General features: G+C 71.4%; 26 protein-coding genes and 1 tRNA gene. 8 read left to right on the top strand and 19 right to left on the bottom strand.

Annotated features, from left to right (window positions below; translation table 11 throughout):
* Positions 1-6 precede the first annotated feature (6 nt).
* The 5 genes from AB0L59_RS39300 to AB0L59_RS39280 all read right to left on the bottom strand — a co-directional run bounded on the left by AB0L59_RS39300 (position 7) and on the right by AB0L59_RS39280 (position 4,997).
* Positions 7-804, bottom strand: a complete 798-nt coding sequence (locus AB0L59_RS39300) for a hypothetical protein (protein WP_365592142.1) — start codon at positions 802-804, stop codon at positions 7-9.
* Positions 805-986: 182 nt separating this feature from the next.
* Complete coding sequence (locus tag AB0L59_RS39295; RefSeq protein WP_365592193.1) at positions 987-1,514, bottom strand: NUDIX hydrolase family protein; 528 nt, start codon at positions 1,512-1,514, stop codon at positions 987-989.
* 16 nt (positions 1,515-1,530) lie between these two features.
* Positions 1,531-2,706: an amidohydrolase family protein gene (locus AB0L59_RS39290; RefSeq protein WP_365592139.1), complete on the bottom strand. Its 1,176-nt coding sequence runs from the start codon at positions 2,704-2,706 to the stop codon at positions 1,531-1,533.
* A gap of 2 nt (positions 2,707-2,708) precedes the next feature.
* Positions 2,709-4,112 carry a glutamine synthetase family protein gene (locus AB0L59_RS39285; protein WP_365592136.1) on the bottom strand — a complete coding sequence of 468 codons (1,404 nt, stop codon included), beginning with the start codon at positions 4,110-4,112 and terminating at the stop codon, positions 2,709-2,711.
* 75 nt (positions 4,113-4,187) lie between these two features.
* Complete coding sequence (locus tag AB0L59_RS39280; RefSeq protein ID WP_365592190.1) at positions 4,188-4,997, bottom strand: SAM-dependent methyltransferase; 810 nt, start codon at positions 4,995-4,997, stop codon at positions 4,188-4,190.
* 163 nt (positions 4,998-5,160) lie between these two features.
* Between AB0L59_RS39280 and AB0L59_RS39275 the strand changes: the two genes are divergently transcribed.
* Positions 5,161-6,015: a Cof-type HAD-IIB family hydrolase gene (locus tag AB0L59_RS39275; RefSeq protein ID WP_365592134.1), complete on the top strand. Its 855-nt coding sequence runs from the start codon at positions 5,161-5,163 to the stop codon at positions 6,013-6,015.
* A 109-nt stretch (positions 6,016-6,124) separates the two neighbouring features.
* On the opposite strand, the gene AB0L59_RS39270 is transcribed toward AB0L59_RS39275, so the two are convergent.
* The 5 genes from AB0L59_RS39270 to AB0L59_RS39250 form a co-directional block, all read right to left on the bottom strand.
* Entirely contained in the window at positions 6,125-6,922 is a 798-nt protein-coding gene (locus tag AB0L59_RS39270) for an SAM-dependent methyltransferase (RefSeq protein WP_365592132.1), read from the bottom strand.
* 47 nt (positions 6,923-6,969) lie between these two features.
* The gene (locus tag AB0L59_RS39265) at positions 6,970-7,617 is read right to left on the bottom strand and encodes an endonuclease (RefSeq protein WP_365592129.1); all 648 of its coding nucleotides are present in this window, start codon (positions 7,615-7,617) and stop codon (positions 6,970-6,972) included.
* A gap of 2 nt (positions 7,618-7,619) precedes the next feature.
* Positions 7,620-7,964 carry a DUF3140 domain-containing protein gene (locus AB0L59_RS39260; RefSeq protein ID WP_365592127.1) on the bottom strand — a complete coding sequence of 115 codons (345 nt, stop codon included), beginning with the start codon at positions 7,962-7,964 and terminating at the stop codon, positions 7,620-7,622.
* Between the two features lie 29 nt (positions 7,965-7,993).
* Positions 7,994-8,485, bottom strand: coding sequence for a DNA starvation/stationary phase protection protein (locus AB0L59_RS39255; protein WP_365592124.1), 492 nt, complete (start codon positions 8,483-8,485; stop codon positions 7,994-7,996).
* A gap of 83 nt (positions 8,486-8,568) precedes the next feature.
* Positions 8,569-9,378 carry a lysophospholipase gene (locus AB0L59_RS39250; RefSeq protein ID WP_365592122.1) on the bottom strand — a complete coding sequence of 270 codons (810 nt, stop codon included), beginning with the start codon at positions 9,376-9,378 and terminating at the stop codon, positions 8,569-8,571.
* 155 nt (positions 9,379-9,533) lie between these two features.
* Between AB0L59_RS39250 and AB0L59_RS39245 the strand changes: the two genes are divergently transcribed.
* From AB0L59_RS39245 to AB0L59_RS39235, 3 genes are all read left to right on the top strand, one after another.
* Positions 9,534-10,721, top strand: coding sequence for a thiolase family protein (locus AB0L59_RS39245; protein ID WP_365592120.1), 1,188 nt, complete (start codon positions 9,534-9,536; stop codon positions 10,719-10,721).
* A gap of 72 nt (positions 10,722-10,793) precedes the next feature.
* Positions 10,794-12,308 carry a long-chain fatty acid--CoA ligase gene (locus AB0L59_RS39240; protein WP_365592117.1) on the top strand — a complete coding sequence of 505 codons (1,515 nt, stop codon included), beginning with the start codon at positions 10,794-10,796 and terminating at the stop codon, positions 12,306-12,308.
* 70 nt (positions 12,309-12,378) lie between these two features.
* Positions 12,379-13,161, top strand: coding sequence for a sulfite exporter TauE/SafE family protein (locus AB0L59_RS39235; protein WP_365592115.1), 783 nt, complete (start codon positions 12,379-12,381; stop codon positions 13,159-13,161).
* On the opposite strand, the gene AB0L59_RS39230 is transcribed toward AB0L59_RS39235, so the two are convergent.
* Positions 13,150-13,929 (bottom strand): HAD-IIA family hydrolase, encoded by a 780-nt coding sequence (locus tag AB0L59_RS39230; RefSeq protein ID WP_365592187.1) that lies wholly within the window; start codon positions 13,927-13,929, stop codon positions 13,150-13,152. The two genes, AB0L59_RS39235 and AB0L59_RS39230, sit on opposite strands and share 12 nt — an antisense overlap.
* A gap of 71 nt (positions 13,930-14,000) precedes the next feature.
* Here AB0L59_RS39230 and AB0L59_RS39225 point away from each other — a divergent pair, with 71 nt between their 5' ends.
* A complete protein-coding gene (locus AB0L59_RS39225; protein WP_365592112.1) occupies positions 14,001-14,747 on the top strand; it encodes a cobalt-precorrin-6A reductase in 747 nt (248 codons plus the stop codon).
* Here the strand turns inward: AB0L59_RS39225 and AB0L59_RS39220 are convergent.
* From AB0L59_RS39220 to AB0L59_RS39210, 3 genes are all read right to left on the bottom strand, one after another.
* Positions 14,734-14,874: a hypothetical protein gene (locus tag AB0L59_RS39220; RefSeq protein WP_365592109.1), complete on the bottom strand. Its 141-nt coding sequence runs from the start codon at positions 14,872-14,874 to the stop codon at positions 14,734-14,736. The genes AB0L59_RS39225 and AB0L59_RS39220 overlap by 14 nt on opposite strands.
* Before the next feature lie 28 nt (positions 14,875-14,902).
* A complete protein-coding gene (gene cobF / locus AB0L59_RS39215) occupies positions 14,903-15,676 on the bottom strand; it encodes a precorrin-6A synthase (deacetylating) (RefSeq protein WP_365592106.1) in 774 nt (257 codons plus the stop codon).
* A 69-nt stretch (positions 15,677-15,745) separates the two neighbouring features.
* Complete coding sequence (locus AB0L59_RS39210; protein WP_365592103.1) at positions 15,746-16,252, bottom strand: DUF309 domain-containing protein; 507 nt, start codon at positions 16,250-16,252, stop codon at positions 15,746-15,748.
* A 106-nt stretch (positions 16,253-16,358) separates the two neighbouring features.
* Between AB0L59_RS39210 and AB0L59_RS39205 the strand changes: the two genes are divergently transcribed.
* A tRNA-Pro gene (locus tag AB0L59_RS39205) sits at positions 16,359-16,432 on the top strand.
* 232 nt (positions 16,433-16,664) lie between these two features.
* On the opposite strand, the gene AB0L59_RS39200 is transcribed toward AB0L59_RS39205, so the two are convergent.
* From AB0L59_RS39200 to AB0L59_RS39180, 5 genes are all read right to left on the bottom strand, one after another.
* Entirely contained in the window at positions 16,665-18,683 is a 2,019-nt protein-coding gene (locus tag AB0L59_RS39200) for a beta-galactosidase (RefSeq protein ID WP_365592100.1), read from the bottom strand.
* Positions 18,684-18,709: 26 nt separating this feature from the next.
* Positions 18,710-19,597, bottom strand: a complete 888-nt coding sequence (locus tag AB0L59_RS39195) for a carbohydrate ABC transporter permease (RefSeq protein ID WP_365592097.1) — start codon at positions 19,595-19,597, stop codon at positions 18,710-18,712.
* Entirely contained in the window at positions 19,594-20,574 is a 981-nt protein-coding gene (locus AB0L59_RS39190) for a sugar ABC transporter permease (protein WP_365592094.1), read from the bottom strand. The genes AB0L59_RS39195 and AB0L59_RS39190 overlap by 4 nt, the downstream gene beginning before the upstream one ends.
* An 8-nt stretch (positions 20,575-20,582) precedes the next feature.
* On the bottom strand, positions 20,583-21,896 hold the full coding sequence (locus AB0L59_RS39185) for an ABC transporter substrate-binding protein (protein WP_365592091.1): 1,314 nt from the start codon (positions 21,894-21,896) through the stop codon (positions 20,583-20,585).
* 289 nt (positions 21,897-22,185) lie between these two features.
* A complete protein-coding gene (locus AB0L59_RS39180) occupies positions 22,186-22,977 on the bottom strand; it encodes a GntR family transcriptional regulator (RefSeq protein ID WP_365592088.1) in 792 nt (263 codons plus the stop codon).
* Positions 22,978-23,156: 179 nt separating this feature from the next.
* Here AB0L59_RS39180 and AB0L59_RS39175 point away from each other — a divergent pair, with 179 nt between their 5' ends.
* Both AB0L59_RS39175 and AB0L59_RS39170 read left to right on the top strand, forming a co-directional pair.
* Positions 23,157-24,176: a sugar ABC transporter substrate-binding protein gene (locus tag AB0L59_RS39175; protein ID WP_365592085.1), complete on the top strand. Its 1,020-nt coding sequence runs from the start codon at positions 23,157-23,159 to the stop codon at positions 24,174-24,176.
* Positions 24,176-25,252 (top strand): ABC transporter permease, encoded by a 1,077-nt coding sequence (locus tag AB0L59_RS39170; RefSeq protein ID WP_365592082.1) that lies wholly within the window; start codon positions 24,176-24,178, stop codon positions 25,250-25,252. Before AB0L59_RS39175 ends, AB0L59_RS39170 begins: the two co-directional genes overlap by 1 nt.
* Positions 25,253-25,254: the final 2 nt, after the last annotated feature.

The raw sequence follows: 25,254 nt of genomic DNA, 5'->3' as shown, positions 1-25,254 counted from the left end.
AGGGTGTCAGGCCGCGGGCTCCGTGTCCCGGCGGGACACCGCCAGGAACGCCACGAAGGCGACGATCGCCACCGTCCAGGACAGGGTGACCGGACCGAGGCCCAGGTCCAGGCCGCCGCGCCTGGCCGGCAGCGCCATCCAGTCGGCGAGGGACGCGCCGAGCGGGCGGGTGATGACGTACGCCGTCCAGAACGCGGTCACCGCGCCCAGCAGGCCGCCGCGGTGGGCGACGGCCGGGACGCAGATCGCCACGGCGAACAGGACGGCCGAGCCCAGGTAGCCGAGGCCGATGGTCGCGGTGAGGTCGCCCGCGGCGGTGCCCAGCGCGAACGTGGCGAGGACGGCCGCCCAGTAGAAGAGCTCCCGGCGCCGGGTGCGGATGGAGTGGATGGACAGGGTGCGCTCGGAGGCGTACCAGAGGGCGAAGACGGCCGCCAGGATGACGAGGAACAGCGGGGTGGACAGGGTGTACGGGACGCCGAGTCCCACGTGGAGCACGTCCGCGGCCATCGTGCCGAACACGCTGACCATGACGATCGCCGTCCAGTAGATCCAGGCCACGTACCGGCGGACGGCGAACTGGAGCACGAGGGACGCCGCGAACGCCAGACCGCCGAGGCCGACCGCCGGGATCGGGCCCAGCAGGTGGGCCAGGAAGTCGGAGGCGGTCTCGCCCATGCCGGTGGTGAGGACCTTGATGATCCAGAAGTAGACGGTCACCTCCGGCACCTTGTTCGCGCTCTCGCGTATGCGCGCGCGTACGTGACCGCGGGGCCGGTCGTCGAGGACGTGCTCTGTGCTCATGGCCCGCACCTTCGCACGCCCAACTGACGTTTCCCCAGATGCCTTTGCCATTGTTTTGGGGCTTCTGGTGCAGCTGTTGCCACGGGTGGCCGCGAACCTGAAAGCAACCTGAACGCGTCACGGAAACCCCTGGCCCGCCGCCTGACGGTCCTGATAGACAGGCAGGTCAGGCGGCCGCCGGATCAGTACGCGAGACCCACGTGCGCGAGCGCCTGCTTCAGCAGCACCCCGTGCCCGCCCGGCATCTCGCTCTGCACCGCCGGGGAGGCGGCCTCCTGGGGGCTGAACCACACCAGGTCCAGCGCGTCCTGCCGGGGGCGGCAGTCACCGGTGACCGGCACGATGTAGGCGAGGGAGACCGCGTGCTGGCGCGGATCGTGGTACGGCGTGATCCCGGCAGTCGGGAAGTACTCCGCGACGGTGAAGGGCTGGAGCGAGGTGGGGATACGGGGCAGCGCGACCGGGCCGAGGTCCTTCTCGAGGTGGCGCAGCAGGGCGTCGCGGACCCGCTCGTGGTGCAGGACGCGGCCGGAGACCAGGGTCCGGCTGACCGTCCCGTCCGGGCCGATGCGCAGCAGCAGTCCGATGCTGGTGACTTCGCCGCTGTCGTCCACGCGCACGGGCACGGCCTCGACGTACAGGATCGGCATCCGGGCCCTGGCCATTTCCAGCTCGTCCGTGGACAGCCAGCCGGGCGTCGTCTCGGTCATGTCAGACATTGCTTGATCATACTTTCCGGGTGGGGCGTCCGCCGGTGTCGCGGGCCGGGTCGGATACGGGAAGTCCGTAGAGGCGCAGGGCGTTGTCGCGGCCGGTCCAGGCCGCGATCCGCAGGGCGTCGGGCAGGCTCAGCTCGTCGGCGTCGACACGGGCCTGCAGCAGATCGGCGAGCCCCTGCCGGAAGCAGAGGGCGCCGAGGTGGTGGAATTCGGCCACCCCGTAGGCGTCGGAGCTGTACAGCAGTTTGCGGAACGGGGTGATCTCCAGGGCCTCCTCCAGCACCGCGCGGCAGCGGGCGGGGCCCGTGTGGTGCAGGGCGAGGCCCACGTCCAGGTACACCTGCTCGAACACCGCCGCCAGGTAGGCGGCCTGGCGGTGGTAGGGCCAGCAGTGCAGCAGCAGGACCGGGACCGCGCCAGAGGTCAGACGCAGCCAGTCGGTCAGCAGGGCCGGGTCGGCGTGGTGCAGCCGCAGGTCGGCGTCCCCGAAGCCGGTGTGCAGCTGCAGCGGCAGGCCGAGGTCCACGGCGGTCCACAGCAGGTGCCGCACCAGGACCGGGTCGGCGAGGCGGCCGCCGGCCGTGAGCCAGTGCCGGGCGGCCTCGGCCACCTCGGCTGCCGTCGGGCGCGCCGGGTCCAGGGCGAAGCCGGTGCGATAGGCGGCCACCGACTTCACCGCCACCACGCCCGGCCGCCGTACGGCCTTCTCGGCGGCCGTGCGGAAGACGGTCGCGTACTCGCCGGGCTCGACACCCCGCGCGGCCACCGCCTCCGCCACCTGCTCCAGGCGTACGACCTCGTGCGCGGCCGCGCCGGAGGCCTCCGCCAGCTCGGCGGGGGAGGTGAGCGGATGCGGGGCGTAACCGGTGTCCACGAAGAACGCCTCCGCCCGCGCGGCACGCAGGAAGCGCCGGTTGACCTCCTGCCACCCGAGCGCCGAACGGCGGGCCGCGTAGTCGGCCGGGGGCGCGTGCCGCGGCAGGTCCAGCAGGGGTGCGCAGTGGCGGCGTACGGCCACACCGGCAGGGGTGTCGAAGGGCGACACACCCGGCCAGGCCTCGCCCTCGGTCAGCAGCGAGGCGAACTCCCCGGGCGCGAGGTCGGCCGTCACCGCGCCGTGGCAGTGGTGGTCCACCAACTCCAGCTCGGCGAGGGCCTCGTGGACCGGTCCCGGCGTGGCCATGGTCAGTACACCCAGCGGTAGGCTGCCGCCACCCGCGCGTCGTCCAGGCCCTCGACGGCCGCCGCCTCACCGAGCCGTACGGCGGTCACCGCGTCGGCGAGGACCGGCCCCAGCGCCGTCCGCAGCACCTGGTCCGTGCGGAACTCCTCGACGGCCTGCGGCAGTGACTGCGGCAGCCGCCGTACCCCGAGGGCCGCCGCCTCGTCCATGCCGTACCGGGCCGGGTCGCCGGTGATCTCCTCCGGCAGGGTGCGTGAGGAGGCGAGCCCGTCGAGGCCGGCGGCGATGACGCAGCCGAGGGCGAGATACGGGTTGGCGGCCAGGTCGACCGGTTTCACCTCCAGGTTGGCGTCCTGTTCCCGGCGGCCCGTCGTGCCGGTGATCACCCGCAGCGCGGCCTCCCGGGTCTCCCGGCCCCAGGCGGTGAACACCCCGGCCCACTGGGAGGGTCTGAGCCGCAGATAGCTGGCCGGGCTCGGTGCGGTGACCGCCGTCAGCGCGGGCAGGCGGGCCAGGATCCCGGCCGCGAAGGACTCCGCCTCGGGCGTCATGCCGTACCGGCGCGCGCCGCCCGCGTGCAGGTTCCCACCGTCCCGCCAGCAGGACAGATGGACGTGGCCGCCGTTGCCGACGCCCTCGGCGGACACCGCGGGCGAGAACGAGACCCGCAGGCCGTGGCGCCCGGCGACGGCCCGGATCGTCTGCCGCACCAGCACGCTGCGGTCGGCCGCCGCCACCGGGTCCAGCGCGGCCACCGAAACCTCGAACTGCCCGGCGGCGTACTCGGGATGGAGCTGGTCGACGGGCACGTCCTGGGCGGCGAGCGCGGCCAGCAGGTCGGCGGTGAAGTCGCTCAGCCCGACCTGCCGGATCGCGCCGTACGCCGGGCCGGACACCGCCGGCACGAACTCCCCGGCGGGCGCCGAGCCGAGCCCGACCGCCCACTCGACCTCGATCGCCGCCTTGAAGGCGAGGCCGTGCCGTTCGGCGGCGTCGGCCACGATCCGGCGCAGAAAGGTCCGGGCGCAGCCGGGGTGCCTGTCTCCCTCCTGGGTGATCCGGTCCACCGGAGCCCACGCCCAGCCGGGCTGTCCGGCCAGGGCGACCAGCTGGTCGAGGTCGGGATAGAGCCTGAGGTCGCCGTCCGGGGAGCCGAGGACGTCGGTGGTGACGATCGAGTCGTCGGCGAGGAAGGTGTCGAACACCGGGGACATGCCGACCCCCCAGGCCACGGCCGCCTCCAGCCGCGCCGTGGGGATCGTCTTCACCCGGCACACACCCGCGGTGTCCACATGGGCCAGCACGATCCCGCGCACGCTCCGCGCGGCGAGGTCGGCCGTGACCGCGGCGACCCGGCGCAGATCCTCCGGGCGCCCGCCGGGCACGGGGTCGGCAAGGCTGGTCATCCGTCCTCCTCGGCCATACGTCCTCCTCCGCGTCGGTCGTCGTGTTCCCGGGCGTCGGTCCGCCCGCTGCCGGCGTCAGGGCTTCACGGCCACGGCGCCGAACTGCGGCACCGCGGCGGCGGCCGTCCCGGCGCGCCACTGCGAGCAGGGCACCAGACCCGGCGCGACCACCTCCAGGCCGTCGAGGAAGCCGGCGATCTCCTCCCGGCTGCGGGCGATGATCGGCGGAGTGGCGTTGGCGTTCCAGAACTCCATCGCGGGCACGTTCCCCTCGCCGCCCACGTCACCGTCGTAGGTCGGGTGGGTGAGGACCAGGTGGCTGCCGGGGGGCAGCGCCGCCATGAGCCGCCGCACGATGGCCCGGGCCTGGCCGGTGTCCAGTACGAAGTTCAGGATGCCCAGCATCATCAGGGCGACCGGCCGGGTCAGGTCCAGGGTCTCGGCGGCGCGCTGCAGGATGGCTTCCGGGTCGTGCACATCGGCGTCGATGTAGTCCGTGACGCCCTCCGGCGAGCTGGTGAGCAGCGAGCGGGCGTGCACCAGCACGATCGGGTCGTTGTCGACGTACACGATCCGTGACTCGGGGGCGATCCGCTGCGCGATCTCGTGGGTGTTGTCCACGGTCGGCAGGCCCGTGCCGATGTCCAGGAACTGCCGCGTCCCGCGTTCCGCGGTCAGGAACCGCACCGCCCGGGCCAGGAACTCCCGGTCCGCGCGGGCCACCGCCCGGATCACCGGGAACATCCCGGCGACGTGCTCGGCGACCCGCTGGTCGACCTCGTAGTTGTCCTTGCCGCCGATCCAGTAGTTCCACACCCGGGCGTTGTGCGCCACGGAGGTGTTCAGGTTCTCCGGTCCAGCCGTCGGGGAGTGGCCCTCGGTCACGTCGGCGCCCTTCTGACGGTTGCGGTCCTCCGTCGTCATTGTGCCGCCCCTTGATCGCGCTGTCCCGGGAAATGCACACCGTGGGCGGTTCGGGGCGGCTCCGGGACGTTTCGGCGCATGAGGAACACTGGACCGGTACGCCGTACCCGACCGGAAGCAGGACATGCCCGCCACGCCCGTGCCCCTCCTGGACCTCCCCGGCCTGCCCGCCGGCCCCGCCGACATCCGGCTGATCGTGACCGACATGGACGGCACGCTGCTGGACGACCGCAAGCGGATCCCCGACGGGCTGTGGCCGATGCTCGCCGAACTGCGTCGGCGCGGCGTGCTGTTCAGCCCGGCGAGCGGCCGCCAGTACGCCACGCTGGCCCGGCAGTTCGCCGAGGTCGCCGAGGGCATGGTGTTCATCGCGGAGAACGGCACGTACGTGGTCCGTGACGGCGTGGAGCTCAGCTCCGACATCCTCCGGCCGCCGGTGGCCGCCGGGATCGCCCGGACGGTACGGCGGCTGGTCGCGGAGGGCGTGGACGTCGGCGCCGTGGTGTGCGGCAAGCGGGCGGCGTACGTCGAGCGGACCGACGAGGCGTTCCTGGCGGAGGTGCGCAGATACTACGTCGAACGCCGGATCGTCGAGGACGTCACCGCCGTCGACGACGACGTGATCAAGGTCGCGCTGTTCGACTTCGGGCCCGCCGAGACCTCCACCGCCCCGGCCCTAGCCCCCTTCGCCGCCACCCACCAGGTCGTCGTCTCCGGCGAACACTGGGTGGACGTCATGAACCGCACCGCCAACAAGGGCACCGCGCTGCGTGGCCTGCAGCGCGCCCTCGGGATCACGCCCGCGCAGACCATGGTCTTCGGCGACTACCTCAACGACCTGGAGATGCTGGACGCCGCCGACTGGTCCTTCGCCATGGCCAACGCCCACCCGGAGGTCGTCCGCCGCGCCCGCCACCTGGCGCCGTCCAACAACGACAACGGAGTGCTGCGGACGATCTCCCGCGTCCTGGGCCTGTAGCTCCGCTGTCCGGGCGGGCGTACCCGTGCCATGGGGCCCGTGCCGGGATCTCGACCCGGTTCCGCGCCGCCGGCCTCCCCGACGCGACGCGCCGCGGCGGCGCAGGGGGTCAGGGCTTGCGGCCCACCGCGCCGTACAGCGAGACGGGTCCCGCCCCGTCCGGGGCCTGCTCGCGGCGCCACTCGTCGACCGGTACGACGCCCGGCTCCAGCGGGTCGAGTCCCTTGAAGAAGGCGGCCACCTCGTCGCGGGACCGCGCGACCAGGGTCACTCCGCCGGCCGCGTACGCGGCGATGCCCCGCTCGACGTTCTCCGGCTCGAAGTCGGCCGTCATCGTCGACAGCACCAGGCAACTGCCCGGCGCCAGCGCCTCGACCAGCTCCGACACCACGTCGTGCGCGCCGTCCTCGTCGGCGACGAAGTGCAGCAGCGCGATCAGGGACAGGGCCACCGGACGGCCGAAGTCCAGCACGCGGCCCGCCCGTTCGAGGATCGCGCCCGGATCGCGGGCGTCGGCCTGCACGTATTCCGTCACCCCCTCGGGCGTCCCCCGCAGCAGCGCGCCCGCGTGGGCCAGCACGATCGGGTCGTTGTCGACGTAGACCACCCGCGCGTCCGGCGCCACCGACTGGGCGATCTGGTGCAGGTTCGGCTCGGTCGGAATGCCGGTGCCGATGTCCAGGAACTGGCGGACGCCGTCCTCGGCGAGCGCCCGCGTCGCCCGGTGCATGAACGCCCGGTTGGCCCGGGCCGCCCGGACCGCTCCCTGGTCGATCGCCGTGATCCTGCGGGCCAGTTGCTCGTCGACGGGATAGTTGTCCTTGCCGCCGAGGAACCAGTCGTACACCCTGGCCGGATGCGGCCGTGTGGTGTCGATGTGCTGTGCGGCCGGCTCGGTCCCCGTCACGTGCTGCTCCTTCGCTCCCGTCAGTCGCGAGGAGCAGTCTGGCACGATCATGACGCGCGGCGGAGACAGTCTTCGGCCACCTCCTTGTCGAGTGCGGCGCGCACCAACGCGGCCGCCAGAACGGCCGGTTCGGCGTCCCCGGCGAGCTCGGTGAGCCGGTCGGGGTCCTTCGGCAGGCCGAGCCGCTGCGCCCCGGAGAGCGCCTTGCCGTCCAGATAGGGGGCGACCTCCGGCCACACGCGCTGGGCCTCGCGCAGGAAGATGTCGGCGCCGGCCGGCCCGACCCCCGGCTCCTCCTGGAGCAGCCGCCTGAGTGCGCCGGTGTCCCCGTCCGCCTCCTCGTGCAGCCGGCGCAGGTCACCGGCCCAGCGGTCCAGCAACAGCTCGGCGCCGTCGCCGAGCTGGGTGGCGGTGCGCTCGTCGTAGCGCCGGTAGCCGCCCCGGCCGAGGGCGTCCACCCGCTGCTGCCAGTCGGCGTCGGCCATCCGGCGCGGGCTGTCGAGGTGGTCCTCGTGCAGCTCGCGCGCGGCGGCCACCGCGACCGAGGCGCGGATCCGGGTGCTGAGCAACAGGGCCAGCACGAGCAGCCGGTACAGCGGTTGCGGGGTGTCCTTCAGACGGATGCCCGCCTCCTCGGCGTACGTCTGCCCGTACCCGGACAGCAGCTCGCGCAGGACCCGTTCGTCGCGGTTCATGGCTACGGTTTGAGCGGGTCGTGGCCCAGCGTCATCAGCCGGTGCCGGCGGCCGGTGTCCTCGGACGCCGTCTCCGGCTCCGGCTCGTCCTCCATGTCCACCAGGTCTCCGACCGTGTCGACGACCTTGTGCATCACGCGGATGTCGTCGTCGGTGAGGTCGGTACGGCGTTTCTGGAGGATGGAGAGGACATGCTGCCCGGTTGGGGAGCCCGCGTCCTCGGGCAGGGGCTCCGTCTCCTCGTGGGCGTCACGGACCCTGAGCCAGGCCGCGAGTTCCGCCGAGGTCATGTTGACCACGCGGTGGAAGTCCTCCCACAGCGCGTCGAGTTCGAGGGCGTCGGCCATGGTTTCCCCTTCCGTGCGGAGGTGTCGTGCTAGCTGGAGGCGTCGCCGCGCGGCTGGTTCTCGGCCTCGAACATCCAGCGCTGTTTCTCCAGGTCCGCGGTGATGGAGATCAGCAGGTCCTGGGTGACCGGGTCGGGCTTCTCCGTGGCCGCGATCCGCTCGCGCAGCCGGCCGATGGCCGCCTCGAGCGAGGACACCATCAGCTCCACCACCTCGGTGTCGCGCAGCCAGCCGTCCTTGGCGCCGGGCAGCGCGAAGGCCGCGGCGACCGTCTCGGGCCGGCCGTCCGGCGGCACGCCCAGCGCGGCGGCGCGCTCGGCGACCGTGTCGGAGTGGGCGCGGGCCGTCGCCACCACCTCGTCGAGCTGGAGATGGATCGACCGGAACCGCGGGCCCACGATGTTCCAGTGCGCCTGCTTGCCGACCAGCGAGAGTCCGAGCAGGTCCACCAGGGTCTCCTGCAGGGCGGTCCCGGTGACGCCGAGTGCCTCCTCGGGCAGGGTGCTCCTCACCACCGTCATGCTGCGTCCTTCCCCTTTCACCAGTTGTACGGTCGTGTCCGCAAGGGCGGGTGCCCAGTGCCCCCGGGAACAAACAGGCCTGATCAGCGGGGCAGCGACCGATCCAGGAAACGGAGGACCTCCGCGAAGGCCGCCTGCTTGTCGATCTCGTGGAAGACCTCGTGCCGCGCCCCGGCGAAGATCCGCTCGGTCAGCCGCGGGCCGGCCAGCCGCTCCACGCCCGTCCGGCTGCCGGGCAGCGGCACCAGCCGGTCGTCGCCCCCGTGCAGCCACAGCAGTGCCAGGGGGCCGATGTCCCCGCCCCGGTCGACGGTCTCCAGGGCGCGGGCGAACGCCTCCACGGTCGGCCGCTTCATCGGACCGTGCCACACCAGCGGGTCGGCCGCGTAGGCGGCACCGACGGCCGGGTCCCGGGAGAGCGCGGCCGGGCTGACCGGGGTGTCCGGGATCTCCGGGAGGGCCAGCAGCCGGCCCGGCAGCTCCCAGGCGCCGATCACCGGGCCGGACAGGATCAGCGCGCTGAGTTCGTGGCCGTACCGCTGGGCGTATCGCGAGGCGATCAGTCCGCCCATCGAGTGGCCGACCAGGACGAGCGGCAGGCCGGGGTGCGCGGACCGGGCCAGGTCCGTCACGCGGTGCACGTCGGTGACCACGTCCTCGAAGTCCTCGATCAGCACCCGTTCCCCGGCCGACCTTCCGTGACCGACGTGATCGGGGCCGTACACCGCCGCCCCGTGCCCGGTGAGGACGGCGGCGAGCTCGTCGTACCGGCCCGCGTGCTCGCCGTATCCGTGCACGATCAACGCCAGGTAGCGCGGTGCCGGATGGGGCCACTCGCGTACGGCGATCGGGCCACGGGTGCCGTCGAGGGTGTGCGCGTGGACGTGGGGCATGTCTCCTCCGGCGGGCTCGGTGAAGGTCCGGTGGGATCTTCCCAGCGGGCCGGTCGGGGGTCTATAGTCCAAAACTAGCAGTGCTAATTAAGTGTCCTCGTGTGGTCCGCTGATCGACAGTGTCGTAGATCAGTCGCAGGTCAGGAGTCGAAGCCGTGCGTCCCGTCCACTTCGCGGCCGCCCGCCGCACCCCCATCGGCAAGCTGCGTGGAGCCCTGTCCACCGTCCGGCCCGACGACCTGGCGGCGACCGTGATCCGCCATCTGGTGGCCGAGGTTCCCGGGCTCGACCCCGCCCGGATCGACGACGTCTACTGGGGCGCGGCCAACCAGGCCGGCGAGGACAACCGCAACGTCGCCCGCATGGCCGCCCTGCTCGCCGGCCTTCCCGACTCCGTGCCCGGGGCCACCGTCAACCGGCTGTGCGCCTCCGGCCTCGAGGCGGTCACCACCGCCGCCCGCACCATCGCCGCCGGCGAGGCCGACATCGTGATCGCGGGCGGCTCCGAGTCGATGAGCCGCGCCCCCTTCGTGCTGCCCCGCCCCGACGAGGCCCTGCCGCAGCGCATCGAGACGTACGACACCCGGCTCGGCTGGCGCCTGGTCAACCCGGCGATGAAGGACCTGCACGGCCTGCTGTCCATGGGCGAGACCGCCGAGGAGGTCGCCGAGCGCTACGGCGTCTCCCGGGACCGCCAGGACGCGTTCGCCCTGCGCAGCCACCGGCTCGCCGCCGCCGCACGCAAGGACGGGCACTTCGACGACGAACTCCTGGCCGTGGAGCGCCCCGACGGCGTCGTCGTCGACCAGGACGAGTGCGTCCGCGAGGACACCTCGCTGGAGAAGCTGTCGAGGCTGAAGCCGGTCTTCCGGCAGGGCGGCACGGTCACCGCGGGCAACGCCTCGCCGATGAACGACGGCGCGGCGGGCCTGCTGCTGGTCAGCGAGGAGGCCCTCAACGAGCTGGGTCTGGAGTCCCTGGGCCGCTATGTCGCCGGGGCCTCCGCCGGGGTCCACCCCGACGTGATGGGCATCGGTCCGGTGCCCGCCACCCGCAAGGCGCTGGCGCGGGCCGGCTGGGACGTCGCCGACCTCCAGGAAGCGGAGTTCAACGAGGCGTTCGCCGCGCAGGCACTCGCCTGCGTCGACCAGCTGGGCATCGACCCCGACCTGGTCAACCCGACCGGCGGCGCCATCGCGCTCGGCCATCCGCTCGGCTGCTCGGGCGCGCGCATCCTGACGACGCTGCTGCACCGGATGCGGCGCACGGGCGCCGAGCGGGGCCTGGCGACCATGTGCGTCGGCGTGGGGCAGGGGAGCGCGGTGCTGGTCGAAAGGCACTGACGCACCTCGGCATGCGTTCCCCTCCCAGGGACTCTTCGGATCAGCCGCAGCAAGGAAACGGAGCAGTACTCCATGGCAACCCTGTCCGTCGCCAGCATCCTCGCCGAGAACGCCAGGCGACGTCCCGGCAAGACCGCCCTCGTCGAAGGCGAACTGCGGCTCACCTTCGGCGACGTGTGGCGGCGGTCCCTCGCCCGGGCGGGCGCGCTCACCGGCCTCGGCGTCAGGCCGGGGGACCGGGTCGCCCTCATGGCGCCCAACACCGCCGAGTTCCCGGTCGCCTACTACGCGATCGCCGCGGCCGGCGCGGTCGTCGTACCGGTGCACCTGCTGCTGTCGGCCGGTGAGGTCGAGCACGTGCTGAAGGACAGCGGGGCGACCCTGCTGCTCGTCCACCCGGCCCAGGCGGAGACCGGACGGGCCGCCGCCGACGCCCTCGGGGTCCGGACGGTCACCCTGGGGGCGGAGTTCGACCGGCTCGCGGCCGACGCCGAGCCGCTGCCCTCGTACGTCACCCGCGCCGCCGACGACCCCGCGGTGATCTTCTACACGAGCGGGACGACCGGCGTGCCGAAGGGCGCCGTGCTCAGCCACTTCAACCTCGTGATGAACGCGACCGTCAACGCCTTCGACGCCAACGACATCCGCCCCGACGACATCGCCCTCGGCGCGCTGCCCCTGTTCCACGCCTTCGGGCAGACGGTGTCGCTCAACTCCACCTGGCGGGCGGGCGCCACGCTCGTGCTGCTGCCCCGCTTCGACGCGGCCCGCGCCATCGAGCTGATGGCCGACGAGGGGGTGAACACCTTCCACGGGGTGCCGACCATGTACGTCGCCCTCGCGGCGGCGGCGGGGCAGGCGGAGCGGCTGCCCGAGCTGCGGGTCTGTGTCTCCGGCGGGGCCTCACTGCCCGTCGCCGTACTGGAGCGGTTCGAGGACGCCTTCGGGGCGAAGGTCTACGAGGGTTACGGACTGTCGGAGACATCGCCGACCGCCACCGTCAACCAGCCCGTCTTCGGCACCAGGGCCGGCACCATCGGCCACCCGCTGTGGGGCGTCGACGTGGAGATCGCGCGTGCCGAGGTGGAGGGCCGCATCGAGCTGCTGCCGCCCGGCGAGCTGGGCGAGGTCGTCATCCGCGGCCACAACGTCTTCTCCGGCTACCTGGGCCGGCCCGAGGCCACCGCCGAGGCCCTGGTCGACGGCTGGTTCCGCACCGGCGACCTCGGCACCAAGGACGACGAGGGCTTCCTCACCATCGTGGACCGCAAGAAGGACGTCATCATCCGCGGCGGCTACAACGTGTACCCGAGGGAGGTCGAGGAGGTCCTGATGCGCCACCCGTCGATCGCCCAGGTCGCGGTCATCGGCCTGCCCGACGAGCTGCACGGCGAGGAGGTCTGCGCCGTGGTCGTACCGGCACCGGGCGCCGCCCCCGACGCCGCCGTGATCACCGAGTGGTCCAAGGAACACCTCGGCCGGCACAAGTACCCGCGGCGCCTGGAGTTCGCGCAGGCGCTGCCGCTGGGACCCAGCATGAAGGTGCTGAAGCGGGAACTCCGGGCGCGGTACGCGGGCCGGGCCTAGGGCGCCAGGGATCACCAGGCGAGACGGTCCTTACGCCGGAGGGTTGTCCGGACATAGCATCGGTCCCCGCATGAACACGATGACGCTCTGGCACATATCCGGCTGGGAGTTCGCCGCGCTCGCCTTCGCGGCCCTGCTCGTCGGCTTCTCCAAGACAGCGGTGAGCGGGGCCAACACGGTGAGCCTCGCGATCTTCGCGGCCGTCCTGCCGGCCCGCGCCTCCACCGGCGTGCTGCTCCCGGTCCTGATCGCCGGTGACGTGCTCGCCGTCCTCACCTACCGGCGGCACGCTCACTGGCCCACCCTCTGGCGGCTGTTCCCGGCCGTCGCGGCGGGCGTCGTGGTCGGCACGCTCTTCCTGATGTGGGCCGACGACGGGATCGTACGGACCTCGATCGGCGCGATCCTGCTGCTGATGGCCGGCGTCACGCTGTGGCGGCGGCGCCGGCGGGAGACGGGGGACGCGACCGGCCGGCCGGACGGGGTGACGAGCCGGGCGGGCCGGATGAAGGCACGCGCGTACGGCGTGCTGGGCGGGTTCACCACGATGGTCGCCAACGCGGGCGGCCCGGTGATGTCGCTGTATCTGCTCTCCGCCGGCTTCCGCAAGCTCGGCTTCCTCGGCACCTCCGCCTTCTTCTTCCTGATCGTGAACGTGTCCAAGGTGCCGTTCAGCGCGGGTCTCGGGCTGATCGGCGGGCGCTCGCTGCTCCTTGACGCCGCGCTCGCGGTGTTCGTCGTGCCCGGCGCGTTGTTCGGCAAGTGGGCGGTGCACAGGATCAACCAGCGGCTCTTCGAACAACTCGTGATCGCGGCGACGGTCGTGGGCGGCGTCCAGCTGCTACTGCGCTAGCCCCAGCAGCGCCGGAACGTCAGCGAAGGAGTCCAGGACATGGTCGGGGGTGCCGCCCGCCTCCTCCAGCGCCTCCTGCTGGAACTTTCCCGTCCGCACCAGCACCCCGGTGAGCCCGGCCCGTTGCGCCGCGAGCACGTCCGACTCCACGTCGTCGCCCACCATCAGCGCCTGCCCCGCGTCGGCCCCGAGCCGGGCCAGCGCCGCCTCGAAGAACGCCGCCGACGGTTTGCCCGTCACCTCCGCCTCGATGCGGGCGGCCTTCTCCAGCCCGAGCAGAAAGGCCCCCGAGTCCAGCTGCAGTCCCGCGTCGGTCCGCCAGTACAGGTTGCGGTGCATGGCGACGAGCCGCGCGCCCCGCTGGAGGTGGCCGAACACCCGGTCGAGCGCCGCGTAGTCCCACTCCGGCCCGGCACCGCCGAACACGACGACCTCGGGATCCTCGTCCACGAGGGTGACCTCACCGAAGTCCTCCGCGATGTCCCCGCTGTTGAGCAGCGCACAGCGGGCGCCCGGGAAGTGCTCGGCCAGATGGGCGGCGGTGACCGAGGGCGCGGTGAGGACGTCCTCCGCGCGCACGTCGAAACCGGCCCCGCCCAGCGTCTCGGCGATGGACGCCCGGGTCCGGGACGTCGTGTTCGTCACCAGCGCCACCCCGAGTCCGGCCGCGCGGATGCTCCGCAACGCCTCCACCGCCCCCGGCAGCGGCCGCCAGGAGACGGTGAGGACACCGTCGATGTCGACGAGGACGGCACGCACGGATCGAATGACCTCCATGACCGAAGACCGTAGCGACCCGCACGCCGGTTCGGCCCGTACCACCTCGTACGCTCACCCCTATGCCCGCGCACATCCTGATCCTCGGCGGCACCACCGAGGCCCGCCGCCTCGCCGCCGACCTCGCCGCCCGGCCCGGTATCCGGGTCACCACGTCCCTGGCCGGCCGGGTCTCGCGGCCGGGTGCGGTGGCGGGCGAGGTGCGGATCGGCGGCTTCGGCGGACCGGGGGGCCTGGCCGACTGGCTGCGCAGGCATCACGTCGACGCCCTGGTCGACGCCACCCACCCCTTCGCCGAGTCGATCACCGCCAACGCCGCCCGTGCGGCGGCGGCCACCGGAGTGCCGGCGGTGGTGCTGCGCCGCCCCGGCTGGCGGCCGGGCCCCGGCGACCGCTGGTACGACGTGCCGACCCTGGCCGCGGCCGCCGAGGCGCTGCCCGGCCTCGGCCGGCGGGTCTTCCTCAGCACCGGACGCCTGGGCCTCGCGGCCTTCGCCTCCCTGACCGACCTGCACTTCGTCGTCCGCTCGGTGGAGCCGCCCGAGCCGCCCGTACCGCCCGACACCGAACTGGTCCTCGCGCGTGGCCCGTTCACGGTGGCCGAGGAGACGGAACTGCTGCGCGTCCACCGGATCGACGTCCTCGTCACCAAGGACAGCGGCGGCGGGGCGACGGCCGCGAAACTCACCGCCGCGCGCGAACACCGGCTGCCCGTCGTGGTCGTACGCCGCCCTCCGCTCCCGCAGGGTGTGACGGCGGTGCGGGACGTGGCGGGCGTACTGGAGCGGCTCGGCCTCAGCCGCGGGTGAGGACCTTCTCCCGGATCCGGTCGACGGTGCGCAGAACCTCGTCCCGGTCCTTGGCGACCTTGATCCGGGCGGGACGGCCCGGGTACCGCCGGGAGTCCTCGGGTTCTTCCGCGCCGCAGACCGTCATGCGGCCGGGGGTTTCCGTGCGGCGGCCGTCAAACGTCCCCGGGGTTGCGGCGCAGCAGATAGGTGTCCATGATCCAGCCCTTGCGCTCGCGTGCCTCGGCCCGCACCCGCTCGATGCGCGGACCGGCCTCGGCGATCGGGCCGGAGACCAGGATCTCGTCCGCGGTGCCGATGTACGCGCCCCAGTAGATGTCGATGTCCTCCCCGGCATACCGCCGGAAGGCCTGGTGCGCGTCCAGCATCACGACCACGTCGTCCACGCCCTCGGGGAAGCCCTCGGCCAGCCGCCGGCCGGTGGTGATCTGCACCGGCCGCGCCACCCGGTTCAGGCCCGTGCGGTGGCGGGCGACCAGCGCGGAGACACTGCTGATGCCCGGTATGACGTCGTACTCGAACACGACCGCGCCGCGCGCCAGCACTTCTTCCAGAATCCCGAGCGTGCTGTCGTACAACGCGGGATCGCCCCACACCAGGAAGGCGCCGGTGCCGTCCTCGCCCAGTTCCTCGGCGATCAGCCGCTCGTAGATCCCGGCGCGGGCGGTGCGCCAGTCCTCCACCGCCGGCGAGTACGCCGCCCCGCCGGCCTTCCGGTCGCGCTCCGGGTCACGGGCCTGCACCACCCGGTAGGTCCCCTCGGGCAGATGCGCGTCCAGCATGTCCCGGCGGAGCTCGGTGAGATCGCTCTTCACCTCGCCCTTGTCGAGCAGGAAGAACACGTCCGTGCTCCGCAGCGCCCTGACGGCCTGCAGGGTGAGCTGCTCGGGGTCGCCCGCGCCGATACCGATGACATGAATCTTTCGCACGCCCCGAGTCTGCCGCATACCACTGACAGCGGGTGCACCGCGTCCACACGCACGGCGATCAGGGGCCGGTCAGGGCCCGAGCCGTGGTGCTTCCTCCCCGGCGGCCACGGGCCCGTGCCCGCTCTCCAGCCGCCCGGCCAGCTCCCGCGCCCACCGGACCAGCCCGGCGAGATCGATCCCGTACGGCCGGTACTCGCCGCGCTCCGTCTCCCATTCCCCCAGCGCCCCCGCGCCCCGCCGCAGCAGCCGGGCCCCGCCGACGGCGTTCCCGCGCGCCGCGTGCGTGAGCCCGACCGCCAGCTGGGCCAGCCCCCGCCACAGCGTGCGCTCCTCCTCGGGCCCCGACTTCCAGGCGTCCTCGAACACCTCGTGGGCGTGGAACGGCCTCCCGGCGTCCAGCAGCGTCTGCGCCTCGGCGACCGTCTGCTCCGGCGCCCGCACGACACCCTCCGGCTGCCGTGGCACGCCCTCCGTGCCATAGGGCAGCGGCCGGCCGAGCCCGTCCCGGGGCCGGGCGTTGCGCGCCCGCCCCTCCACGTCCCGGTCCCTGGCATCCGATGCGCCCGCACTCGTCATACGGCCGATTGTCCCCCGCTCGGCGGGCGGGCCCTCTTCGGCCCACCCCGGACGTGGGGTAAAGTGCTGTTCGCGCGATCACGCGGGTCACCGCGAGTGAGCGCATCGGGACGTGGCGCAGCTTGGTAGCGCACTTGACTGGGGGTCAAGGGGTCGCAGGTTCAAATCCTGTCGTCCCGACTTGCGGAAGCGCAGGTCAGGGGCTGCTTCGAAGGTATGCGAAGCAGCCCCTCGATCATGTGCGGGGACGGTCGGGGAGCCGCGCACGGGCCGGGGCCGACGGTCTGCCGCAGGCCTGCGCCGGGCCATCGCCGTCTTCGCCCGGACCGCCGGAGCGGACCGCGCACGCGTCCGCGCCGGGCTCAACCGCACGCGGGTCAGGCCGTCTTCGCAGGGTGCCGCCCGGTGAAGATCACCGGGTGCGTGGCTCCCGCACCACCGCCACATCGCCCGGTGCGACCGTGACCGTGCCCGCCGTCTCCTTGCCCGTCAGCAGCTCCGACGAGCCTGGGGCGACCGCCAGTTCGGCGCCCTGGCCGGTGTGGTCGATGACGAACAGATAGTCCGCCTCCGGACCGCGCCTGCGGACCACCTCCACGCCGGGCGGGGCCGTGCGCACCGGCTCCACGCCCGCCTCGCCCCGGATGCGGTCCAGCAGCGCGGTCAGTGTGGCCGGGTCCGGCAGCGTGGCCAGGTACCAGGCGGCGCCCGCGCCGTAGGACCGGCGGGTCAGCGCGGGAACGCCCGACAGCGGGCCGTCCGCGTACGCCGCGACCGCCTCGGCGCCCTCCAGCCGCAGCCGCTCCGACCACAGCGTGCCGGTCGCCCCGTCCGGCACCGCACCGGCCAGCGCCACCTGCTCGCCGGGCAGCAGCGGGAACGGTTCGTCCGAGCGGACGCCCAGCACCTCGCGGAAGGCGCCCGGGTAACCGCCCAGCCGTACATGGCAGTTCTCGTCCACGGCCCCGCTGTGGAAACCCACGGCGAGGGTGCCGCCGTGCTCGGCGTACGCCGTCAGGTTCGCCGCCCCGTCCTCGTCGACGAGATATAGGTTCGGGACCAGCACCAGGCGGTAGGCGGCCAGGTCCGCTCCGGGCCGTACGAAGTCCACGGCCACGCCCGACCGCCACAGCGGCTCGTACCAGGACCGGACCAGGTCCGCGTAGCGCAGCTCGCCGCTCGGCTGTGAGGGCAGTTCCAGGGCCCAGCGGGCGTCCCAGTCCCAGACGATCGCCACCTCCGCCGGACTCGTGCTGCCCCGGACCTCGGCCAGGGCCCGCAGATCCGCGCCCAGCCGCACCACGTCCCGCCAGATCCGGCTGTCGGTCCCCGCGTGCGGCACCATCGCCGAGTGCCACTGCTCGGCACCCGCCTTCGACTGCCGCCACTGGAAGTACGCGATGCCGTCGGCGCCGCGTGCCACGTGTGCGAGCGCGTTACGGCGCAACTCGCCCGGCCTCTTCGCCCGGTTGACGGGCTGCCAGTTCACCGCGCCGGTTGAGTGCTCCATCAGCAGCCAGGGGCCGCCCGCCAGGGAGCGGGTCAGGTCGCCGCTCAGCGCGATGTCGATCTCGGACTCGGGGTCCGTGGACATCAGGTAGTGGTCGTTGGAGACGATGTCCAGCTCCGGGGCCCAGCGCCAGTAGTCGAGCGCGTCGAAGCCGGACATCACCATGAAGTTGGTGGTGGCCGGGACCGAGGGGGCGCTCGCCCGCAGGACGTCCCGTTCCGCCGCGCACAGCGACAGCAGCTCGTCGGAGCAGAACCGGCGCCAGTCCAGCTGGTGCGTGGGGTTGGGCACGGCGCCGGTGGCGCGCGGCGGCAGGACCTCCTCCCAGTCGTGGTACCACTGGCTCCAGAACCGCGTGCCCCAGGCGGCGTTGAGGGCCGCCAGGTCGTCGCCGTGGCGGGCCCTCAGCCAGCGTCGGAAGGCCGCCGCGCTGGTGTCGCAGTAGCAGGCCGCGTTGTGACAGCCGTACTCGTTGTGCACGTGCCACATGCGCAGTGCCGGGTGGTCCGCGTACCGCTCGGCGAGCGCGCCCGCGATGCGCAGGGCGGCTTCGCGGTAGGCGGGGGAGGACGGGCAGAAGGTCTGCCGGCTGCCGTAGGAGAGCGCGCGGCCGTCGCGGTCGACCGGCAGCGCCTCCGGATGGGCGCGGAAGAACCACGCCGGAGGCGCCGCCGTGGGCGTGGCCAGGTCGGCGGCGATGCCGTTCTCGTGCAGCAGGCCGAGGACCTTGTCCAGGTGCGAGAAGTCGTACACACCCTCGGACGGTTCCAGCAGCGCCCAGGAGAAGATGCCGACGCTGACCAGGTTCACCCCGGCCTCGCGCATCAGGCGCATGTCCTCGGCCCACACCTCCTCGGGCCACTGCTCGGGGTTGTAGTCGCCGCCGTAGGGGAGGCCGGGGACGGCCAGGGTGCGCTTCACGTCGTTCTCTTTCACGTGCGGGCGGGTCAGCCCTTGTTGGAGCCCAGGGTCAGACCGCTGACGAACTGGCGCTGGAGCGCGAAGTAGACGACCAGGGTCGGGATCGCGGTCAGCAGGGAGCCCGCGGCGACCAGGTTGGGGTCGGTGAAGTACTGGCCGGAGAGGTTGTTCAGGGCCGAGGTGATCGGCATGTTCTCACCGGTCGAGATCAGCACCAGCGCCCAGAAGAAGTCGTTGTAGATCCAGATCGACAGCAGGGTTGCCAGCGCCGCCATCGCCGGCTTGCACAACGGCAGGGTGATCTGCCAGTACAGCCGCCACACGGAGGCGCCGTCGACCAGCGCGGCCTCCGTCAGCTCGTGCGGCAGCGAGCGCATGTAGTTGCTCAGCACGAAGGCGCAGAAACCCGACTGGAAGGCCACGTGGATGAGGACCAGGCCGAGCGCGGAGTCGTACAGCTTGCCGCTCTGGGTGATCCCCGGCAGGTTCGTCAGCAGGTACAGCCGGTAGAGCGGGGTGATGATGACCTGCTGCGGGAGCAGGTTGCCGGCCGTGAAGACCAGCAGGAGGGCGAGGTTCAGGCGGAAGTCGAACCGGCTGACGTAGAACGCCACGCAGGACGACAGGAACAGGGTCAGCAGTACGGCCGGCACCGCGATGATCAGCGTGTTGCCGAAGTAGTGCAGCATGTCGGACTGCTGGAACGCGTTCGTGAAGTTCGCGAAGGTCAGCTTGTCCGGCCAGGAGACATAGCCCTTGGCGCTGGTCTCGCTGTACGGCCGCAGCGCCGAGAAGATCGCCCACAGCAGCGGCGCCAGCCATGCCAGCGCCGTGCCGGCGAGGAAGACGTGCAGCAGGACGCGGGCCGGACGGACCGGGGCGCGCCGCTTCAGCGGCACAGTGGTGCTGCTCATGCGCGCCGCTCCTTCCGGAAGGTGGCGATCAGATACGGAATGATCACCGCGAGGGAGATCACCAGCAGGACGACGGCGATGGCGGAGCCGTAGCCGATGCGGCTGGACTCGCCGATGATGTTGTTGGTGACCAGGATCGACAGCAACTCGGTGCCCTGGGCGCCCTTGTTGAAGACGAAGACCAGGTCGAAGGCGCGTAGCGCCTCGATGATCGTGACGACCAGCACGACCGTGTTGGTCGGGCGCAGGGTCGGGAAGATGACGCTCTTGAACGTCTGCCACTCGTTCGCGCCGTCCAGCGCGGACGCCTCCCGCAGCGAGGGGTCGACGCTCTTCAGGCCGGCCAGGTACAGGATCATCATGTAGCCGGTGTGCCGCCAGGACGCGGCGATGAGGACCGCCCACAGGTTGAGGTGCGGGTCGCCGATCCAGTCGATGTAGTGGCCGGGCTTGTTGGCCCCGATGATGCTGTTGATCAGGCCGGTGTCCGGGTTGTAGACCAGCTGCCAGACGAAGCCGATGCAGGCCATCGAGATGACGACCGGCAGGAAGAACGCGGTCTGGTACACCCGGCTGAAGCGGATCCGCTTGTCCAGCTGGACGGCCAGGAACAGGCCGAACGGCGTGGGGATCAGGATCAGTACGGCGAACCAGATGACGTTGTGCTGGACGGCCGGCCAGAACTGCGGGTTGTCGCTGAAGAGTTGCTTGAAGTTCTCCAGGCCCACCCACTTGATCGAGTCGAACCCGATGCCGTCCCAGGTGGTGAAGGCGAGGAAGATCGAGGCGAGGGCGGTGACCCACACCAGGGCCACGTGCAGGATCGTCGGCACGCCCGCCATCAGGCCGAGCGTGATCCGGTCACGGCGGGTCAGCAGACGGCGGTGGCCGTGCGTGGCCCGCTTCTTCTCGAGCGCGGGCCCCGAAGGCGGCACGGCGGCCGCCTCCGGGGTCTTCGTCGTCGTATCGGTCGTCATCGGGCCGCTCACGAGGACGCGAAGATCTGCTTCTTCTGGCGATCGATGGAGGACAGCAGGCTGTCCACGCCCTTGGGGTTCTGCAGGAACTTCTGCAGACCGGGCTGCATCACCGTGGAGGTGAAGTCGGGGCGGGAGTCGCGGTCCATGAACTGCGTGAGCGTCTTGGCGTTGCCGATCATGTCGAACGCCTTCTTCTGCAGCGCCGAGTAGGCGGAGGTGTCGGCCTTGCTGGAGGCGGCGACCACGCTCGGGTCGGTCTTCAGGTACAGCTCCTCGGCGGCCGGGGTGCCCAGGTACTCCAGCAGCTTCACCACACCGTCGTGGTTCTTCGGGGACTTGCTCACCATGAAGCCGTCCGTCGGCGCCTCGACCGTGTCCTGGCCGTACGCGGAGTTGATCTCCGGGAAGGGGAAGAAGTCGAGGTCGTCCAGGTCCGCCTTGTTGGTGAACTGCTGGGCGACGAAGGAGCCGAGGAGGTACATGCCGGCCTTCTTCGACACCAGGGTCTGTGCGGCGTCCTGCCAGGTACGGCCCATGAAGCCGTCCTGGTGGTAGGGGAGGAGCTCGCTCCAGTGGTCGAAGACGGCCTTCACCTTGGCGTCGGTCCAGGAGGCCTTGCCCGCCATCAACTGGACGTGGAAGTCGTAGCCGTTGAGGCGGAAGTTGATCTGGTCGAAGGTGCCCATGGCCGGCCAGGCGTCCTTGTCGCCGAAGGCGATCGGGACCAGGCCGTCCTTCTTCATCTGCTTGCACAGGGCCACGAGTTCGTCCCAGCTGGCGGGGATCTTGTAGCCGTGCTGCTGGAAGACGCTCTTGCGGTAGAAGATCGCCCAGGGGTACGTCGTCAGCGGCACGAAGTAGTACTTGCCGTCCTCACCCTTGCTGAGCTTCTTCATCGCCTCCGGGAAGTTGTCCCCGATCTTCTGCCACACGTCGTCGATCGGCGAGGCCAGGCCCTTCGCCGCGAAGAACTGCATGCGGTACCCGGCGAACCAGTTGAACACGTCGTCCGGCGTGCCCTGCAGATACGAGTTGATCTGCTCCTGGAAGGTGTTGTGGTCCTTCGTGTTGACGGCGACCGTGATGCCGGACTGCTTCTTGAAGTCGGCGTACACGCTCGCGAACGCCTTCTTCGGCACCGCGTCCGAGGCGTTGGAGCCGAGGGTGACGGTCTTCGGGTCGGAGGAGGAACCGCTGCCTCCGCAGGCGGACAGCAGGGGTATGCCGGCACCGGCGAGCAGGGCGGCACTGCCCGCTCCGCGCAGGACCGAACGTCGGCTGGGACCCGGAACGGAGAGACCGGAGGGGGAGAGGCGCATGGCGGCTCCTGAGGAATGCAGGGCTCGGTGAAGGGGATGAGTTGATCAACGAAAGGTTTTCGAAACCGCTCAGAAACCAACTCGACCGAACATCGTGGGCGTAATAACAGCCCCATGTCCGCTCATGCGTCAATAGGTCGGCCCCCACTGGGCGGTCTCTTGCCCGAAACGTAATCGTCATCGTTACCTGCGTGTTCACCGGAGCACAGAGCCGACAGCCTCCACGGCGCGGGCGGCCGAGGGGGCTGTGCGAACACGGGTGGTTCCGCTTCGGGTGCTGACCAGCGGTTCAGGTTCTGACCAGCAGCTGGAAGTCGAAGGCGTACCTCGACGCCCGGTACACATGGCTGCCGTACTCCACCGGCCGGCCCGTGACGTCGTACGCGGTGCGCCGCATGGTGAGCAGGGCCGCGCCCTCCCTCTCCTCCAGCAGGGTGGCCTCGCCGGCCGTCGCGCTGCGGGCGCCGATGGACTGGCGGGCGCTGTGCAGGACGATCCCGGCGGACCGCATCATCCGGTACAGACCCGTCGACTCCAGCCGCTCCGTGGGAAGTTCGAGCAGGGAGGCGGGCAGGTAGTTGCACAGGAACGCCACCGGCCGGTCGTGGGTGCAGCGCAGCCGCTCCAGCACGGTGACCTCGGCGGCCTCGGCGAGGTCGAGGGCCGCGGCCACCTCCGGGGGTGCCTGGATCCGTTCGTTGCGCAGCACCCGGGTGGTCGGGACCTGCCCGGCCGAGTCCAGGTCGTCGTAGAGGCTGCTGAGTTCCAGCGGCCGCCGGACCTTGCTGTGCACGACCTGCGTGCCCACCCCGCGGCGGCGCACCAACAGCCCCTTGTCGACCAGGGATTGGATGGCCTGGCGCACGGTGGGCCGGGACAGGCCGAGCCGTACGGAGAGGTCGACCTCGTTGCCCAGCAGGTTGCCCGGCGTCAGCGTGCCGTGTTCGATGGCCGCCTCCAGCTGCCGGGCGAACTGGTAGTACAGCGGCACCGGGCTCGTACGGTCCAGGGTGAAGGTGAGGGAGTCGAGCGCGCGATCACCCGGTGCCGTTCGCTGCGGGGTGCGGTGTACTGGGCTCATGTCTCCCAGGTGTAGGGCCCGGAGGGTGAGGGTGTCAATGGTTTGTACTTACATTCGTACCTTCTTGTGAAATGATGTCTTAACAAAGTATTGACAGCAGGCTCGCCAAGGACTTGGATCGCGTCCCAACGCAACAGCGTCCCTTCCCCCGTCGCACGCACAGTGAGGTGCAAGGAAAGATGGACCGCTCTTCTCCCTCCCGCTCGCGGAGACTGGCCCCGTTCGTGGCGGTGGTCGCCGCGGCGGCCCTCACCCTCGCCGGCTGCGCCAGCAGCCACGGCGGCAAGAAGGCCGAGGAGGCGGCACAGAACGCCTCGGCGGGCAAGGCCGACACTCCTCGTATGACCGTCGCGCTGGTCACGCACCAGGCGCCGGGCGACACCTTCTGGGACACCGTCCGCAAGGGTGCCGAGGCCGCCGCGGCCAAGGACAACGTCAAGCTCGTCTACTCCTCCGACCCCAACGCCGGCAACCAGGCGAACCTGGTGCAGAACGCGATCGACCAGAAGGTCGACGGCATCGCGGTCACCCTGGCCAAGCCGGACGCGATGAAGGGCGTCATCGGCAAGGCGGAGCAGGCGGGCATCCCCGTGGTGGGCCTGAACTCGGGACTGAGCGACTGGAGGAGGCTCGGCCTGCTGGAGTTCTTCGGGCAGGACGAGAGTGTGGCGGGCGAGGCGTTCGGCGACAAGCTGAACACCACCGGCGCCAAGAAGATCGTGTGTGTGATCCAGGAGCAGGGCAATGTGGGCCTCACCCAGCGCTGCGACGGGGTGAAGAAGACGTTCAAGGGCACGACTGAGACCCTGTATGTGAACGGCACCGACATGCCGTCCGTGCGGTCGACGATCACGGCGAAGCTGAAGCAGGACAGCTCCATCGACACGGTCGTCACGCTCGGCGCCCCGTTCGCCCTGACTGCCGTGCAGTCGGTCGGCGACGCGGGCAGCAAGGCGAAAGTGGCCACGTTCGACCTGAACAAGGACCTGGTCAAGGCCGTTCAGAACGGCTCCATCGAGTTCGCGGTCGACCAGCAGCCCTATCTGCAGGGCTACCTCGCGGTCGACGCGCTGTGGCTCTACAAGTACAACGGCAACTACAGCGGCGGCGGGGTCGAGCCGGTGCTGACCGGCCCGGCCTTCGTCGACAAGTCCAACGTCGACAAGGTCGCCGAGTTCGCCGCGAAGGGGACCCGGTGATGAGCATGGCCCAGCACGCCGAACCGGCGGTGAGCACGCCGCCGGGGCGCGGCCCCAAGGAGACGGACGGCCGCACCGCCCGGCGCCCGCTGGCGCTGCGCCTGCTGGCCCGGCCCGAGGTGGGCGTCTTCCTCGGCGCGGCAGCCGTACTGGTCTTCTTCCTGATCGTCGCGCCCTCGGTCCGCCAGGGCAGCTCGATGGCCACGGTCCTGTACCAGTCCTCGACCATCGGGATCATGGCTCTGCCGGTCGCGCTGCTGATGATCGGCGGCGAGTTCGACCTGTCCTCCGGCGTCGCGGTGATCTCCTCGGCGCTGACCGCGAGCATGCTCAGCTACCAGCTGACCCTGAACGTGTGGACCGGTGTGATCGTCGCCCTGGCGGTGTCCCTGGCGATCGGTTTCCTCAACGGCTGGATGGTGGTCAGGACCGGCCTGCCCAGCTTCCTGATCACCCTGGGCACGTTCCTGATCCTGCAGGGCGTGAACCTGGCCGTGACCAAGCTGGTCACCGGCAACGTGGCCACCGACGACATCAGCGACATGGACGGGTTCGCGCAGGCGAAGAAGGTCTTCGCGTCCTCGTTCGACGTCGGCGGGGTCGAGGTGAAGATCACGGTGGTGTGGTGGCTGGTCTTCGCGGCGCTGGCCACGTGGGTGCTGCTGCGCACCAGGTACGGCAACTGGATCTTCGCGGTCGGCGGGAACAAGGAGTCCGCGCGGGCGGTGGGTGTCCCGGTGACCTTCACCAAGATCTCGCTGTTCATGCTGGTCGGGTTCGGGGCCTGGTTCGTCGGCATGCACAACCTGTTCTCCTTCAACACCGTGCAGTCCGGCGAGGGCGTCGGCCAGGAGCTGATCTACATCGCCGCGGCGGTGATCGGCGGCTGTCTGCTCACCGGGGGCTACGGCTCCGCGATCGGCCCGGTCTTCGGGGCGTTCATGTTCGGCATGGTCAACCAGGGCATCGTCTTCGCGGGCTGGAACCCCGACTGGTTCAAGGCCTTCCTGGGCGTGATGCTGCTCGGCGCCGTCCTGATCAATCTGTGGGTCCAGCGCACGGCGACCCGGAGGTAACC

The organism is Streptomyces sp. NPDC052109, assembly GCF_040680195.1.
Lineage (GTDB): Bacteria > Actinomycetota > Actinomycetes > Streptomycetales > Streptomycetaceae > Streptomyces.
Note: the sequence above shows the minus strand (reverse complement) of the source record. Positions and strands in the feature narration are given on the sequence as shown.